Source organism: Pseudomonas sp. LBUM1664, from assembly GCF_059695895.1.
Map to the genome: position 1 here is coordinate 773,837 of NZ_CP166791.1, position 15,946 is coordinate 789,782.

Annotated in this window: 11 protein-coding genes; 10 read left to right on the plus strand and 1 reads right to left on the minus strand. The window is 56.9% G+C overall.

Annotation, left to right across the window (positions count from 1 at the left end):
• Window positions 1–48 precede the first annotated feature (48 nt).
• Window positions 49–1,326: an MFS transporter gene (locus ACA047_RS03615; RefSeq protein WP_497356748.1), complete on the plus strand. Its 1,278-nt coding sequence runs from the start codon at window positions 49–51 to the stop codon at window positions 1,324–1,326.
• On the opposite strand, the gene ACA047_RS03620 is transcribed toward ACA047_RS03615, so the two are convergent.
• Window positions 1,321–2,337 carry a helix-turn-helix domain-containing protein gene (locus ACA047_RS03620; RefSeq protein ID WP_497356750.1) on the minus strand — a complete coding sequence of 339 codons (1,017 nt, stop codon included), beginning with the start codon at window positions 2,335–2,337 and terminating at the stop codon, window positions 1,321–1,323. The genes ACA047_RS03615 and ACA047_RS03620 overlap by 6 nt on opposite strands.
• A gap of 562 nt (window positions 2,338–2,899) precedes the next feature.
• Here ACA047_RS03620 and tssA point away from each other — a divergent pair.
• The 9 genes from tssA to ACA047_RS03665 all read left to right on the plus strand — a co-directional run bounded on the left by tssA (window position 2,900) and on the right by ACA047_RS03665 (window position 15,878).
• On the plus strand, window positions 2,900–4,465 hold the full coding sequence (tssA, locus tag ACA047_RS03625; protein WP_497356752.1) for a type VI secretion system protein TssA: 1,566 nt from the start codon (window positions 2,900–2,902) through the stop codon (window positions 4,463–4,465).
• A 99-nt stretch (window positions 4,466–4,564) separates the two neighbouring features.
• Complete coding sequence (gene tssB / locus ACA047_RS03630) at window positions 4,565–5,062, plus strand: type VI secretion system contractile sheath small subunit (RefSeq protein WP_497356754.1); 498 nt, start codon at window positions 4,565–4,567, stop codon at window positions 5,060–5,062.
• Between the two features lie 3 nt (window positions 5,063–5,065).
• On the plus strand, window positions 5,066–6,550 hold the full coding sequence (gene tssC / locus ACA047_RS03635) for a type VI secretion system contractile sheath large subunit (protein ID WP_497356756.1): 1,485 nt from the start codon (window positions 5,066–5,068) through the stop codon (window positions 6,548–6,550).
• Window positions 6,551–6,708: 158 nt separating this feature from the next.
• The gene (locus tag ACA047_RS03640) at window positions 6,709–7,197 is read left to right on the plus strand and encodes an Hcp family type VI secretion system effector (protein ID WP_497356758.1); all 489 of its coding nucleotides are present in this window, start codon (window positions 6,709–6,711) and stop codon (window positions 7,195–7,197) included.
• 71 nt (window positions 7,198–7,268) lie between these two features.
• Window positions 7,269–7,688, plus strand: a complete 420-nt coding sequence (gene tssE, locus ACA047_RS03645) for a type VI secretion system baseplate subunit TssE (RefSeq protein WP_497356760.1) — start codon at window positions 7,269–7,271, stop codon at window positions 7,686–7,688.
• A gap of 3 nt (window positions 7,689–7,691) precedes the next feature.
• Entirely contained in the window at window positions 7,692–9,407 is a 1,716-nt protein-coding gene (gene tssF / locus ACA047_RS03650) for a type VI secretion system baseplate subunit TssF (RefSeq protein WP_497356762.1), read from the plus strand.
• Window positions 9,371–10,378, plus strand: coding sequence for a type VI secretion system baseplate subunit TssG (gene tssG, locus ACA047_RS03655; protein WP_497356764.1), 1,008 nt, complete (start codon window positions 9,371–9,373; stop codon window positions 10,376–10,378). Before tssF ends, tssG begins: the two co-directional genes overlap by 37 nt.
• Entirely contained in the window at window positions 10,379–13,102 is a 2,724-nt protein-coding gene (tssH, locus tag ACA047_RS03660) for a type VI secretion system ATPase TssH (RefSeq protein WP_497356766.1), read from the plus strand.
• Window positions 13,092–15,878, plus strand: coding sequence for a DUF2169 family type VI secretion system accessory protein (locus ACA047_RS03665; RefSeq protein ID WP_497356768.1), 2,787 nt, complete (start codon window positions 13,092–13,094; stop codon window positions 15,876–15,878). The genes tssH and ACA047_RS03665 overlap by 11 nt, the downstream gene beginning before the upstream one ends.
• Window positions 15,879–15,946 lie beyond the last annotated feature (68 nt).

Sequence of the window (15,946 nt, forward strand, 5' to 3'; positions counted from 1 at the left end):
GATTAGGTCCCACTGATTATGTCGAGTCTTGCATCTAACGCAGTGCCGATGGCTACTCGGCAATCGAAGAATGTCGTATTTGCGATCGTTATCGGCAACGGCTTGGTGATCTACGATTTCACGGTTTACAGTTTTTCTGCGGTGATAATAGGACGACTTTTTTTTCCATCGGATAATTCACTATCTTCCCTACTGATGTCGTTGCTGACCTTCGGTATCGGTTTCACCATGAGGCCGTTGGGTGCGATCGTGATCGGCAATCTTGCCGATCGTAAAGGGCGCAAAGCGGGGCTTAATGTTTCCAATCTGTTGATGGCGGCAGGAACTGCATTGATTGCCTTCATGCCGACCTATGAGTCTATGGGCGTCACGGCTACGCTGCTTATTGTGGGCGCGCGTTTGCTGCAAGGTTTCGCAACCGGTGGCGAGATCGGCGTTGCTTCTGCGGTCTTGATGGAGTTGGCTCCCAAGGGTAAACGCTGTTATCTGGTCAGTTGGCGCTCCGCCAGTCAGGCTGCGGCTGCGTTGGTGGGGGCGTTGGTAGGCGCTGCGACGACGTCATTGCTGACTCCCGAGCAACTAATGGCCTGGGGCTGGCGCATCCCTTTTATTTTCGGGTTATTGATCGCTCCGATCGGTTGGTTTATTCGGCGCACTATGATCGATACCGTTCAGCCTGGCATGCAGCGGCCATCGTTTCGAGTCTTGCTAAAGTTGTACCGTTCCCCACTGCTGCTTGGGATTTTGCTGATCGCTACACCGACGGCGAGCATGTATCTGATGGTGCTGTACATGCCGACCTATCTGGTCCGCACTCTGGGGATGTCGCCTACCATGAGCCTGCTTTCGGCATGCCTGGCGAGCTCAATGCTATTTATCGCCGCACCCTTGTTTGCGCGTATCGCAGATCGCTATCTTGCGCGAAAGCCCATTCAGTATGTGACGATGCTTGTTAGCATCGTGTTGGTGTATCCAGTGTTTCTCGTTTTGACCCAAGGTGTCGGCGAGTTGGCATCCATGCTGGTAATTGCCGGCTATTCGGTTGTGGCAATGGGTAATAATGGTGTGACTGCCGTGATGATCATGGAATCATTCCCCCAGCATCACCGGGCCACGGGAATGTCGATGGTTTACAGCCTCGGCGTGACTATCTTTGGCGCGTTCAGTCCATTTTTTGTGACTTGGCTGATTGGCACTACCCACAATCCAATGACACCTGCATGGTATTTGCTGGGGGCTATGATGATCAGCTTATTTGCATTAGTCACTTTCCCCACTGCTGCAAAAGACATTTCGCAGTCTGAACGCGGTAAAGTCGGGCTATAAACCCTCGCCCATTTTCCGTATGACCAGAAAGCGATGGTCTTGTGGCGACATTCCATAATGTCGACGGAACGCTCGGGTAAAGTCCGAGGCACTGTTAAACCCTAAACTATAGGCGATTTCAATAATCTGTCTGTCGGGATAGTGCACTATTTCATTGGCGGCTTCACGCAAACGGCAATGTATGATGTAGCGGCCCAGCCCACCTTCATGTTGAAAAAGGCGATACACCGTTGCGCGGGGAAGTTGTAGTGCGGCAAGTACACTCTCCGGTGTCAACCAAGGCTGGTACAAATTCTCTTTCACATAACGCCTGGCCTTATCGAATATTGCGCTGCGCGCTGCCGCCCGAATGTTGCCGCTTAGTTTTGCCTGTTTAGCAAAGGCCCCGAGCATCAACTGGATAGAGGTATCGAATGCGAGGGTGGCGTCGTTTTCATTCATGTTCGGGAAGCTTTTTGACAACGCAACTACGTGCTCGATCATCAGTCGAGTCAGCGGGGTTTTATTTTCGAAGACACGTCCATGGATGGACTCGGCATGTGGCAGTGCCTGTTCAACGATCTGGCGAGGGACGAAAAAGGTCAGTACTCGGCAACGACTACGATGCATGCGTATCGGCTGATTCAAATCCAGAGCCATGATACTGGCCGACACAGGGCTTCGACTTTTCAGGCCTGCACCCTCAATGCACTCGACGCCGCCCTTGGTATACACCTGAAACACGTAGTCGCGCATGCTGTCCGTGGAGATACGTGCGACCGAGCGATCAAGCAGCAAATTGTCGCTTGAACAATCGGTGAACACTCGGTCACCCAGTTTGTACAGGTCGATTGATGCTTTGAACGGAAGGTCCACGGCGCTGGATGATGGCAGAACGTCGATGACATGACCGACACGATGACGCCATGCCAATAACTGATTGGCAACTGGTTCGGTAGCTACATCGAAATGATCGGGGTTTCGCAGTGCACCAACTTGGCGCGAGTTTTGAGTGGGTGTTGGACTGTTCATAGTTTCACTGCTGAGCAAATGATCACGTTCATCAATGCCTGATCCTGGGGGATGGAATTTCTACGAATCGATGCTCAGCGCCAGTGGTGGTGAATAACCACAATGCTTATGTTGTGACACCCATTATGTCGGCAATGTACGGGCAATGCGTTGTCATTGTCTACCGCGCCCGGCCCTTGTACCCATGTACTCGATACAACAACCCTGAAAAATAGTTCAAAAACTGCAACGTAGGGTCAAGCCGTGCGGAAGGCATCTGATAAATTCCTTCGAAAATTGGATTGCAGAGCGATCGGCGGGTAACGGTTTACGTTGGTTTCTGCTCGCAAAAAAAGAGCGAGCCTGCAGCGGCAGTCACTTGAGGTCTTCGAGGTGTGCTGAGCGCAATCAGTTAAAAGGCTGGTCAGTTCAGGTGTTCACCTGATGTGGCCAAGCGCGAAAAAAGACCATTATTTTGCAACTGACGGGCAAGCCACTTTCACCTGTTATATCAACGCATCGATGGCAATTTTTGCGCACATGGCGATGCACCGAGCAGTTTGTGACGTAGCAGGAATAACGGATGAGTTGTCTTGATCGGGAGTTGGGATCGTTCGCGATCAGTATTGCTAACCCGGCGGGGGCGAATCCTCGGGAGGGCGCTGCTTTTTCGCTTGCGCAAAGCGAAGTAGAAAAGCTGACCAATATTAACGCCGAGTCCGGAGTCGATTGGCACGTAGTGGCTGATTCATGTGCCCATGTACTAAGAGACGAGGGCAAGGATATAAATGCGGCGGTCTGGCTTTTATGTGCCTGGACTACGATCAAAGGTATATCGGGCCTGGCTACCGGTGTGCATGTATTGCGCCAAATGCTTGAGTTGTATTGGGATACGCTGACGCCACCACCAGCGCGGCTGCGCGCCCGGCGTAACCAGGCTCAGTGGATGCTTGAATGGCTCACGGTCAAGGTCGACGAAAGTTTCGAACCGGTGCCGGGCGATCAACTGGCAGCCTTGCTCGAAGACTGGGATGCGATAGACACCCTATGGCGTGATCGGGACGCTGAGGGCCCCGGTTTCTTTACGTTGCGCCGCCGTCTTTCACAACTGCCCGTACAAGCCGCTGTTGCGCCGACAGTTATTACGTCAGATGCAGAACCTGCAACGCCTGAGACAAATGAAGGCCCCCCGTCATCGACTCAGGTCGCGCGTCCTGCGTTGACGTCCGTCAAGGCACCGCCATCGCTCGCTCCCGTGCAGCCATTGGGCAGCCTGGAAAACGATGACGCCATCGAAAACGCAATCAATGGCGTGTTCGCCTCTTTGATGCCGCTAATTGGTTTTTGTCTGGATTCGCGGACAACGTTGCCGCTGCTTTTTCGCCTGAATCGCCAGTTAGCCTGGACCACTGTGGAGCAGGCGCCGCCATCCCAAGGGAATACGACGCGCTTACCGGCACCTTCTGAAGCGGAATTCGAGGGTTTCAACCGTCTGCAAAGCGTTGGCGAGCCGCTCGACATTTTGCGCTTTTGCGAAGGCCGACTTAACACTTATCCATTCTGGCTGGATCTCAATCGCGCCAGTCACGCGGCGCTTTCCCGTCTTGGGACCGGTGCTCTGGCCGGGGTTGCAAGCCTGGCTCTGGAGACTCGGCATTTCCTGACCCGGATTCCGGCGCTGGCCGAACTGACATTCGCCGACGGCCAGCCATTTGCGGATGGCACGACACGCAACTGGCTTGAAGGACTGGCTCCGGCAACCCGTTCTAGTGCTGGGGATGCCTTACAAACGCTGATTGATGAGGCTGCACATGAGGCTGCCGATGGCCGGCTGAGCGATGCGATGAATCGCCTGCAGGACAACCTGCGTGAGATCGGTGGCGGCCGTGACCGGTTCCGCTTGCGCTGCGCTCAATGTTTATTGCTGCAGCGTTTTGATCCCCGCGCCCAACTGCAAGTGGCGGTTGATGTATTGCTGCAAGAAGCGAAAGAGCAAGGGTTGGACCGTTGGGAGCCCGATCTTGTACGGCCATTGTTGGAGCTGGCTTTGAGCCATGAAGACGGTGGTTCCAAAGCGATATGGACGCAGCAATTGGCCGCAATGGATTTGCCTGCTTTCTGGCGTCTGGCCAGCCCACAGGCGAGTTGAAATAAGCCAAATGCAACGCCCGATAGACGTGTGCATATCCATGCCGCGGGTTTTTCAACGGCCGCGTCGAGCGTGCCCGCTAAACAGGAGTGGGATTAAATGGCTAGTGAAGGTTCGGTCGCGCCCAAAGAGCGCGTCAACATTGTTTACAGCTCCGACACCGGTGGCGCTCAAGAGCAGGTCGAGCTGCCGCTGAAGCAGTTGGTCATCGGCGACTTCACCTTGCGTGATGACGATACGCCGGTTGAAGACCTCAAACCGATTCGCGTGGATAAAGACAATTTCACTGACGTGCTCAAGGGGCAGAACCTGAGCCTGCAACTGGCGGTGCCCAATCGGTTGTCGGAAAACGCGCCGGAAGATGAGCAGATCCCCGTGTCGTTGAGCTTTCAGTCCATCCGCGACTTTGAGCCTGACGCCATTGTTGCTCAGGTTCCCGAATTGCAGCAGCTGATTGTCCTACGTGATTCGCTCAAAGCCTTGAAAGGCCCAATGGGCAACCTACCGGAATTTCGCAAGCAACTTCAGGCCCTGATGAACGATGACGGTGCTCGCGAGCGTTTGCTCTCGGAACTCGGCGTCAAGGACAAGGAATAACCCATGAGCGAAGAAAAAAGCCAGGCCGCGAGCAGCGCCGGGCAAGCCGTTGAGTCGGTTTCCCTGCTGGATCAGTTGGTAGAGGCTACCCGTGTCAAGCCCGGCGATGAAGCTTACGCCGTCACCCGTCAAGGGCTCGAAGCCTTCGTCACCGAACTGCTCGAACCGGCTCGCCAGACGGAGAAAGTCAGCGCGGGTCTGATCGACGACATGATCGCCACTCTGGATGCCAAGCTTTGCCGTCAGGTCGATGCCATCATTCACAATGAGAAATTTCAGAAGCTTGAGTCTTCGTGGCGGTCGCTGAAGTTCCTGGTCGACCGTACTGATTTTCGCGAGAACAACAAGCTGGAAATTCTCAGCGTGTCCAAGGAAAAGCTGCTCGAAGATTTCGAAGACGCGCCGGAAATTACTCGTTCGGGTCTATACAAGGCTGTTTATACCGCTGAGTTCGGCCAGTTCGGTGGTCAGCCATTTGGCTCGATCATCGGTAACTACGAGTTCAATCCAGGCCCGCAGGACATGAAGTTGCTGCAATCGGTCGCAGCTGTTTCGGCAATGTCCCACACACCGTTCATTGCGTCGGCAGGTCCGAAGTTTTTTGGCATCGATAGCTTCGCCGATCTGCCTAACCTCAAGGACCTGCAAGCGGTCTTTGAAGGGCCGCAGTTCACCAAATGGAACGCCTTTCGCGAAAGCGACGACTCGCGCTTCGTTGGTCTGACCTTGCCGCACTTCCTGCTGCGCACGCCCTATGGCGAAGACACGATCCCGGCCAAAACCTTTCGCTACAACGAAAGCGTCAGTGGCGGGAACAAGGACTTCCTCTGGGGTAACGCTGCGTTCGCGTTCGCCAGCCGCTTGTCCGACAGCTTTGCCCAGTATCGCTGGTGCGCCAACGTCATCGGTCCGCAGGGTGGCGGCACCGTCGGCGATTTGCCTGTCTACAACTACGAGGCCATGGGTGAGACTCAGACCAAGATTCCAACCGAAGTGCTTATTTCCGAGCGCCGCGAGTTCGAGCTGGCCGAGCAGGGCTTCATCGCGCTGACCATGCGCAAGAACACCGATAACGCGGCGTTCTTCTCCGCCAACTCGTGCCAGAAGCCTAAATATTTTGGCAATGATAAAGAAGGCAAGGAAGCCGAGCTCAACTACAAGCTCGGTACCCAACTGCCTTACATCTTTGTGGTCAGCCGCCTGGCGCACTACATCAAGGTCATCCAGCGCGAAAACATCGGCACCTGGAAAGAGCGTGGCGATCTGGAATCGGAACTCAACACCTGGATTCGCCAATACGTGGCCGACATGGACAACCCGGCCGCCGGAGTGCGTAGCCGCCGTCCACTGCGCCAGGCGGACATTACCGTCAGCGATGTTGAAGGGGATCCAGGCTGGTACCGCGTCGGTTTGAAAGTTCGTCCGCACTTCAAGTACATGGGCGCTTCTTTCACGCTTTCGCTGGTGGGCAAGCTCGACAAGAGCTGATTTGGCTGCGTGAACGGGCGATAGAAATGTCGCTCGTTCAGGTGTTCACCCGAGGGTCATTACCTCGGGAGTTCCCTACGATGGATTCAACGCAACGACCCAGGCCAGATGTTCTGATCGGTGCCTGAAAACTAGCTGATTAACCCGGAGTACCCGTTATGCCAATGCCATGCTACTTGAGTATCGAAGGCCAGAACCAAGGCAAGATTGAAGGTTCCAGTACGGTTGCCGGTCATGAGGCGAAGATCCTCATCCAGGCTGTTGAGCACTTGATCGATATTCCGAAAAACCCGCAAACCGGCCTGCCAGCAGGCAAGCGCGTTCACCAGGGTATGACCTTGACCAAGGAAATCGATAAGGCTTCGCCAAAAATACTGCAAGCCCTGACCTCCGGTGAACAGCTCAAGACCGTCGCGCTTGAGTTCTATCGAATCTCGCCCAAAGGCACCGAAGAAAAGTACTACACCATCACCCTGAGCAATGCGGTGCTGGTCTCCTCGCGCACATGGGTACCAAACGTGTTGAGCCCTGAGTTCAAGCAAATGGGCCACATGGAAGACATCGGCATCACTTACGAAAAAATCGTCTGGACCTGGGAGCCGGACGGCATCGAAGCCGAAGATTCGTGGTTGGCGCCGAAGGCGTAAACAAGGTTCAAGTCGTTCAACGTCGCTCTGCTTCAGGGCGGCGGTCTTTCAATTTTAGAAGGTACAGGGCGTTGAAAGAAAAACGATTACTGGAACGCATCATCGGAATGCAGGGCGAAACTAGTCGCTCGCACTTGGCTCAGGCCGAAACTCTGACGCAGTCCATCGTTCAGCACTTGCAACGCATCTTGAATACCAAGCGCGGTAGCGTACCAATCGACGCCGACTTTGGCGTACCTGATTTCACCAATCTGGCCGGTTCGTTTGCGACCGGCGAGACGACGCAAATCATCGAGAACATGACCCGCATGATTGCCCGCTATGAGCCTCGACTGAAGTCACCGCGCATCCTGGTCGCCGAAGGCAGCCAGGACGTGTTGTCTCTGAGCTTCAGTCTCGATGGTCTGGTGGCGATCAATGACCGCGACATTCCTATCCATCTGGCAACGCGAGTTTCTTCAGATGGTCGCGTGTCCTTGGCGATGCACTAAGTCATGCTCAACAGCCATTATCAAAGTGAGCTCCATAGCCTGCGGCGTCTGGCCGATGAGTTTGCCCGCCGCAACCCGGCCCTGGCACCCCTGCTGGGCGTGGACTCAGCTAATGATCCGGATGTCGAACGCTTGCTTGAAGGCGTGGCATTTCTTACCGGGATGGTTCGTCAACGGTTGGATGACGAGTTTCCTGAGTTCATTCAGGAACTGGCGCAGCTGCTATATCCCCATTATCTGCAACCATTGCCTTGCTTGACTCTGTTGCAATTTCAGCCTCGTGGAGCGTTGCAACAAGTCACGCACATCGAGTCAGGATGTGAAGTCGCCTCGATACCCGTCGATGGACAGCGAGTGCGCTTTCGCAGCACGGCGGCGGTGGACCTTGAACCGCTTCAACTGTTGGGCTCGTGCTGGGATGGCGGTAACGGCGAAGCACGCAGTCTGATGTTGAATTTTGCTTTTACCACTGCCGATCCAAACGATTGGCAGGCGGACAGTCTGCGTTTCTATTTAGGCGACGGCCTGGCGGATGGCAGCAAGTTACTGCGCCTGTTACAGCTGAACCTGAGCGAGATTCGCATCTGCGCGGCAGGTCAACCCCTGACCGTGTTGCCTGCACGGTATTTGCGCGGGCTGGGATTTGATGCAGGCAACCCGTTGTTGCCATTTCCCGACACGGCTCACCCTGCTTATCGCTGCCTGCAGGAATACTTTGCCCTGCCAGAGAAATTTCTTTTTGTGGAACTGGCGGGGTTCAAACAGTGGCGCTCGCGAGGTAAGGATGGGCATTTCAGCGTTCGCTTGATGTTTGAAAACCTGCCGGACTGGGCGCCCAATTTGTCCGCCAACAGTTTCATGATGGGAGTCACGCCGGCGATTAATCTGTTCGAGCAGGAGGCGCACCCCTTACGTATCGACCACAAGCAAGTCGAGTATCGCATCCAGCCCGCCGATCATGGCCAGCGCATGAGCATGCGGATTCATTCTGTGCTTAAGGTCAGCGCGTACTCGGCCGGCGGAGGCGAGCGACCGCTGGAGCCGTTCAATACCTTTACGCAAAACGACACCTACAGTTTGCGCATCCGGTCTTCAAGTATCGACGCTCATGGGTACGACCATTATCTGAGCCTGCCCTACCGCGAAGGCATAGTGCCGGTTGAAGTGACGCTGTCTATCGGCTTGTTGTGTACCAATGGCAAGTTGCCTGAAAGCCTGCGCCCGGGGGATTTGAACCAGCCCACGGACAACACTCCACCCAGGGTGGAGTTCAAGAGCATCCGCGGGATCACACCCTGCCAACCACCGAAGTTCGACGACAAACTACTGTGGCGAATGCTCTCGCAGCTTAATGCCAATCACTTTCGTCTGGCCGATCGCGATTACTTGCGTGGACTGCTGGCGGCTTATCTGCCAAGCATCGGCGAGGGTGCCCAAGACGCCAATCAGCAGCGTATTGATGCCATCGAAAACGTCACAGTGACCCACGAACGGCGCTTTATCCGTGGGTTGCCCATTGAAGGCAGCGTGGTACGAGTCGAGTGTCGCGGTGATCACTTTCTGAGTCCCGGCAATTTCTATCTGTTCGGTTGTGTGCTCGACGAGTTTTTCGCTGGCTGTACGGCTGTCAACAGCTTTACCGCTTTCACGCTGTTCGACAGCGTTCACCACGAGACCTTGCAATGGCCAGCGAAGATCGGGCACCAACGCCTGCTGTGACCGATCCGTTGCTTGATGACGGCGGCGATTTCGGGTTTTTCCAGGCTTTGCGCCTGCTGCGACTGCGCTTCCCCAGCGATCAAGCGTTCGCCGAAAATGTGCGGGTCCGACCCCATCTGGGGCTTGGCTTTGCGCAGCGTGATATTGAGCAGATCGAGCAAGACGATGATGGTCGCTATCGCATAGAGGTCAATTTTTTTGGGCTGTATGGCGTCACCTCGCCGCTGCCAACTTTTTACACCGAAGACCTGATCGACGAGCAATTGCAGGGTCATTCGGCTGGTCGCGATTTTCTCGACATTTTGCATGCCGCGCTCTATCCGCTGCTGCTTCGGGCCTGGGAAAAACATCGCATCTGGATCGACGTCACCGAGCGACGTGACGTCAAGAGCCTGCGCCAACTACAGGCCTTGATCGGTGTTGCCCAAGCGCGTCCTGAACTGCGGGACCAATCCGTGGATTTACTGCGGTATGCCGGTGTGTTCAATCAGCACCCACGCTCCGCCCTTGGCCTGCAGCAGTTGGTGAAAGCCGTACTCAGTGATGTCGCTGTGGAAGTTGTTCCTTGTGTCGAGACACGGCTGCGCATCGATCGTTCAGCGCGTACCTACCTGGGAATGCAGTGCGGTGTGCTGGGTGAAAACAGCTTGCTCGGACGCGAGGTCATGGACCGTAGCGGCACGCTGGATATTCGCCTGAGCTCATTGGGTGCCCAGCGTTTTCACGACCTTTTGCCGGGGCAAGTGCTGTATCAAAAGCTCGAAAGGCTGGTGGCGTTGTACTTGCAGACGCCGCTGCTCAGTCGGTTGGTCATGTTGCTTGCGCCTGATGAGCAGCAATGTGCTTCGCTCGGACAGGGTTGGCAACAGCTGGGTCTGGATACTTGGCTCGGCAACGGGAACGCGCAAGACGACGTTGTATTCATGCTGGCGGCCGAACACGGACCAATGCTCGAAGAGAGGATTCGATAGATGATTCAGGTAGAACTCAAACCGCTGTTCGCACGGCTGAATGTATATGGCACCAAAGCCTTGGAGAATGCGGCGGGACTGACCCTGGCGCGCACTCATTACGAGATATCCCTGGAGCACATGCTGCGTCAGTTGCTGGAAGATCCGAATGCCGACGTCACTCGCATCTTGACCCGTTTTGAAATCGACCCGTTGCGTTTACGGGCGCTGCTTGACGATGGCCTGACCCAACTCAAGAACGGCAATCCAGGACGCCCGGTGTTCGCCAGCCTGCTTACCGAATGGATTCAGGACGCCTGGCTGATCGCTTCGTTGGTGGTGGGGACCGGACGTATTCGCGGTGGCTCGCTGTTGTTGGCATTGGTTTGCCGTCTGGGTTATTACACGGCCGGCACGCGCTACGGCGAAATGCTCAAACCCATCTCCAGCGATGCCCTGACCGGTGAGTTCGCTCACCTGCTGAGCGGCTCCAGTGAAGGTCCGCTGGACAGCCTGCAAATCGGCTCGGCCTCCTCGACAGTCGCCAGCGCTGGCGGCGTTGCACCGGCTGCCGAAGATAACATCGCACGCTTTTGCGAAGACCTTACCGCCAAGGCGGCGGCGGGGCGCATTGATCCGATTTTCGGTCGCGATGATGAAATCCGTCAGATGATCGACATCCTCGCTCGACGTCGTAAAAACAACCCGATAGCTGTGGGCGAGCCGGGTGTCGGCAAGTCTGCGGTGGTGGAAGGCTTGGCGTTGTTGATCAGCCAGAATGAGGTGCCGGACTTCCTGAAAAATACTCGCCTGCTGAGCCTTGACCTGGGTGCGCTGGAAGCGGGCGCCAGCGTCAAGGGCGAGTTTGAAAACCGACTGCGTGGCGTCATCGAAGAGATCAAGGCCTCCACCACGCCGGTGATCCTGTTCATCGACGAAGCACATATGTTGATCGGTGCTGGCGGCGCGGCAGGTGGTTCCGATGCGGCCAACCTGCTTAAACCCGCGTTGGCCCGTGGCGAGCTGCGCACGATCGCGGCTACCACCTGGTCGGAATACAAGAAATACTTCGAAAAAGACCCGGCCCTGGCTCGCCGTTTTCAACTGGTCAAACTGGATGAGCCGAGCGTCAAGACTGCCGTGCTGATCCTGCGTGGACTCAAGGGCCATTACGAAAAAGTCCATGGTGTCAGCGTGCGTGATGACGCCATCGTTGCCGCCGCCGAATTATCGGATCGCTATATCACCGGGCGCTTACTGCCGGACAAGGCCGTGGACTTGCTCGACACCGCCAGCGCCCGGGTTCGGATCGGCCTGGGCATCAAACCGGCGGAACTGGAGCGTATGGAGCGGCAGTTGTCCGGTCTGGCCCGTGAATTGACCGCGCTTGAGCGCGACCGTGCCAACGGTTTTCCAGTGGAAGATCAGCGTCTGGCCGATATTGCCGACGAGCAGGCCGGCGTTGAAGACAGTCGCATGACGCTGGAAAATCGTTGGCTCGCCGAGCGCGAAGCGGCGGTCCGAGTGCTGGATGCTCGCAAACAACTGGCGTTGAAAGAGGACGATCTGCCCACGCCCGCTGAAGGCGAAATGGCTCAGGTATTGGGTTCTCTGGACGAGCGTCAGTCGGAGCTGGAGCAGGCCCGCGAAGCCTTGGCGGCGCTGCAAGGCGACGAGCCGTTGCTGTTCACCGAGGTCAATCCAGACGCCATCGCCAAGGTCGTCTCCGACTGGACCGGCGTGCCGCTGGGCAAAGTGCTGCGCGATGCGGCGGGCGGCGTCCTGGCCCTGGCCGACAACATCAAGATGCGCATCCGCGGTCAGGACACGGCCGTCGAGCAGATCGCGGAAATCCTCAAGGCCGCGCAATCCGGCCTGCGCGATCCGCAACAGCCGTTGGGCGTATTCCTCCTGGTCGGCCCATCGGGTGTCGGTAAGACCGAAACCGCCTTGGCCGTGGCCGAACACTTGTTCGGCGGCGAGCAGGCGATGATCTCGGTGAACATGAGCGAGTACCAGGAGAAGCACACCGTCAGCCGTCTGGTGGGCTCGCCCGCCGGTTATGTCGGCTTCGGCGAGGGTGGCATGTTGACCGAGGCGGTGCGCAAGCGTCCGTATTCGGTGGTGCTGCTCGATGAAGTGGAAAAAGCCCACCTGGACGTGGTGAACATTTTCTATCAGGTCTTCGACAAGGGCAGCCTGTCCGATGGCGAAGGGCGGCAGATCGATTTCTCCAACACCGTGGTGTTGCTGACCAGCAACCTGGCCACCGAAGAGATCCAGAACCTGTGCGTCGACGGGCGTCCCGATCCGGACACCCTGGCGGAAAAGATCCGACCGACCCTGTCCCGGCATTTCAAACCCGCGCTGCTGGCGCGCATGACCATCGTGCCGTTCTTCACCCTGGGTGGCGAACAACTGGCAGGCATCGTGCGCCTCAAGCTGGGCCGGCTCAGCGAGCGCCTGCTGGCCTCGTCGAAAGTACGCCTGACGTTTTCCGAGGAGGTCGCCGATGCCATCGCCGCTCGCTGCACAGAAGTGGAGAGCGGGGCGCGCAATATCGATTTCATTCTGCGCAAAAGCCTGACACCGCGTTTGTCCGACGTGTTGCTGGGGGCGATTGCCGATCAGCGTCCTCTGGCTGGGTTGCATGTGGCGGTAGATGCCAACGGCGAATGGCTGATCACTGCCGTGGCAGCAAGCGAAGTTGGTCTTCCGGTAGAGTCTGGGAATTATGCAGCTTAACTACGGCGATGCCAGTCTGTTGCTGATCACCAGAGATCGCAATGCGCAAGGTCCTTGCGTGGCGGTGACTGTTGGGTTGATCTGCAACGCCGACCAAACGCTGGTCGCGGCTGATGACGCTCAGGGTTGGCTGGCTGAGCGGTTTGCCGACCAGCCCTTTGATCGCGGTCTGAAAAAAATGCACGGCACCTTTGCCGTGCAGGGCAGTGCCTATGCTTTAACCGCCGCACAACAGGCAGGTATGGCGGTACGGGTGAATGTGGGCTCATTGAGCAAGACACTGCATGTACATCCGCCTCGACAATGGCGCAAGGGGCTGCTTGGCTGGGGCCCTGTTGTTTGTGGTGAGTTGACCCGCGTTCCTGTGGACTTGCAGCACGCTTATGGTGCTGCCGATAGTCCGGACAACCCACAGGGCATTGGTTATACGCTGACTCCGGACAAGGCCGAAGGCCTGGCGCTGCCGCAGATCGAAAGCGAGAGGGTTCCTTTGCGTGCCCCTGGTGAAGCTGCGCCGGTGGCGAGTTTCTTACCACTGCTGCCGCAATCCAGGGAGCGGCACGTTTTCATGGGCTGCTGTGATCAGGCCTGGACCCGCCAGCGTGCGCCGTTTCTGCCGCTGGATACGGACTCACGCTGGTTCGACGAGGTTGTCCAGGATCAGGTGCAAGCCGGTTACTGGACAGGCGCCGAAGCCTGGTCGGTGGCGGGCATGCATCCGCAGCATGCCGAGATTAGAGGCCGCTTGCCGGGGTTACGGCCGCGTTTGTTCGTTGAGCGCGAGCCTTTGGACTCACTCGCGGCAAAGTCGGCTATTGCGCTGGTACACCGCGTTGAGGAACCGCGCCTGGAGCTGGATACACTGTGGTTGTTTCCAGATGTCGAGCGTGTGTTGCTGCTCTATCGTGCGCACATTCAAGTGCGGGATATTGACGGTGACGATCTTCTCGCACTCTCGGTGGGCTGCGAACGCGCCGCCGAGCCGGTAAAAAGTCGTGAGCAGTGGATTGCCGAGCTTTGGTCGCACCCTGTTGACGCTGAGTCCGGGGCGCATTCCCCGGCGCCGGAGCCTGCGCTTGAACAGCCGAAGGAGCTGGCGCAGCTGGGTATTAAGCTTGAGTCTGAGTTCAGCGCCTACAGTGTTGAACACGACAAGCATCTGGCGTTGGCTGAACAGGCAGAAAAGCTGGCTGATCCGGCCATGCTCACTCAAGCCACAGAAGCAATGACACGTAACCTGACGGCTTACTTGCCCAAGCTGCAAATGTCGCTTGCAACGGTCAGCAACGTGTTTTCAACCAAGCTGCAACCGGTAGCGGCTGTTCCGCCCCCGCCGGCAGATGACATTCTGGCGTTCGTGGATGCGAGCGTTTTTGAAGCGAAAATCGAGGCGTTGGCAGGCCCGAACCGAGTAGAAAACCTGATTGCTGATAACGAAGCCGCGTTGCATCGGCAGGTCGAAGACTTGGCGGCGCTACTGGACAAACCCGCAGCGGGCTTGCTCAGCGAAATCGAAGCGTCCGGATTGTCTGCTGATGATTCTGTGGCCAAGGCGCAAATCGATACGCTGTTCAGTGATACTCATTTGGACGAGGCGGTTGCTGAGCTAGAGGCGAGCTTGCAGCAATATGTAGAGCAAACGGCCAATGAGCTTGGCATTCCCGCAGCGCAACTACTGGCCCAGGTCAAAGCCCGGGATGCGCTGGCACAGGGCGTAGAGGCCACCGAGGCGCCACCTGCGCATCATGGGCAAACGGACGATTTGCCAGCACCTACACCCCATGAGTGGACCCGAGAGTTGCTGGCGGCCAGCCTCAAAGATAAATGGCCGCTTGATGAACAGAGGTTTGTAGCGCTTGACCTCGCGGGGATGAATCTGAATGACGCCTCAATGCGTCATTGCGTATTCGAGCGCTGCCAATTGAGTGGCGTGTCCATGGTGGGAGCGGACTTGAGTGCCAGCCACTTCATTGACTGCGATCTGGCTAGCTCTGATCTGCAGGCCAGTCGCTTCGATGATGCCCTGTTTGAGCGCTGCACGCTGCAGGGTGTCCGCGCGGGCAAGGCGAGCTTCAAGGAGGTTTATGGCCTTGAGTGCCGTTTGGATGGTGCCGATTTCGAGGGCGTCGAAGGACAGCAGACGCAGTGGGTCGAGTGCAGTTTCTTGAATGCCCGGTTACAAACCGGCGACTGGAGCGGTTCGCGCTGGCTGAGTTGTGACCTGAGTGGCGTCTCGCTGGTGAATGCGATAGGTCGCAAAACCCAGTTTCAAAGCTGCCTGCTGGATGCCGCAAATTTAGCTCGGTCAGATTTGCAGGGTGCTTCCTGGTCCGGCGTTCAAGGTGCCAATGTCGACCTGAGTGATGCGTCTCTAAGCCAGTGGCGCCTGGATCTGGACTGTCAATTGCCCTCGGCGCGGTTTGACGGTGCGGATCTTGGTGGTGCGAGTTTGCAGCATGCGACGTTGACCCAGTCCAGTTTTCGCGGTGCCTGTCTGGCGGGCGCTTTTATCTCGCACTGCGATATGAGCGGCAGCACGGGTTATCGCGTTGATGCGCGTGATGCCGATTTTACCGCCAGTGACTTGAGCGGTATCAGCTGGGTTTCGGCCAATCTGCTGGAGGCAAGTCTGCGCAAAGTCAATCTGGCAGGGGCAGATCTACGCGGTGCCAATCTTCATGGGGTTGTTAGCGAGGGCGCCAAGGGGGTGGGCGTTCAGCTTGAATCCGCATTGCTCACTCGCTGTCGTCTGATGGAGGACTTGGCCCGTGTGTGATGTCTGTGAACCAGTTTTTTCGCTTGCCTGCTCAGATGCTGCGCACTTCGCATCGGGCTTGCGCCTGA

Bases quoted from the DNA above. Each gene is read 5' to 3' on its own strand.
- ACA047_RS03615 (WP_497356748.1), top strand. From the start codon at position 49: ATGGCTACTCGGCAATCGAAGAATGTCGTATTTGCGATCGTTATCGGC.
- ACA047_RS03620 (WP_497356750.1), bottom strand. From the start codon at position 2,337: ATGAACAGTCCAACACCCACTCAAAACTCGCGCCAAGTTGGTGCACTG.
- tssA (WP_497356752.1), top strand. From the start codon at position 2,900: ATGAGTTGTCTTGATCGGGAGTTGGGATCGTTCGCGATCAGTATTGCT.
- tssB (WP_497356754.1), top strand. From the start codon at position 4,565: ATGGCTAGTGAAGGTTCGGTCGCGCCCAAAGAGCGCGTCAACATTGTT.
- tssC (WP_497356756.1), top strand. From the start codon at position 5,066: ATGAGCGAAGAAAAAAGCCAGGCCGCGAGCAGCGCCGGGCAAGCCGTT.
- ACA047_RS03640 (WP_497356758.1), top strand. From the start codon at position 6,709: ATGCCAATGCCATGCTACTTGAGTATCGAAGGCCAGAACCAAGGCAAG.
- tssF (WP_497356762.1), top strand. From the start codon at position 7,692: ATGCTCAACAGCCATTATCAAAGTGAGCTCCATAGCCTGCGGCGTCTG.
- tssG (WP_497356764.1), top strand. From the start codon at position 9,371: ATGGCCAGCGAAGATCGGGCACCAACGCCTGCTGTGACCGATCCGTTG.
- tssH (WP_497356766.1), top strand. From the start codon at position 10,379: ATGATTCAGGTAGAACTCAAACCGCTGTTCGCACGGCTGAATGTATAT.
- ACA047_RS03665 (WP_497356768.1), top strand. From the start codon at position 13,092: ATGCAGCTTAACTACGGCGATGCCAGTCTGTTGCTGATCACCAGAGAT.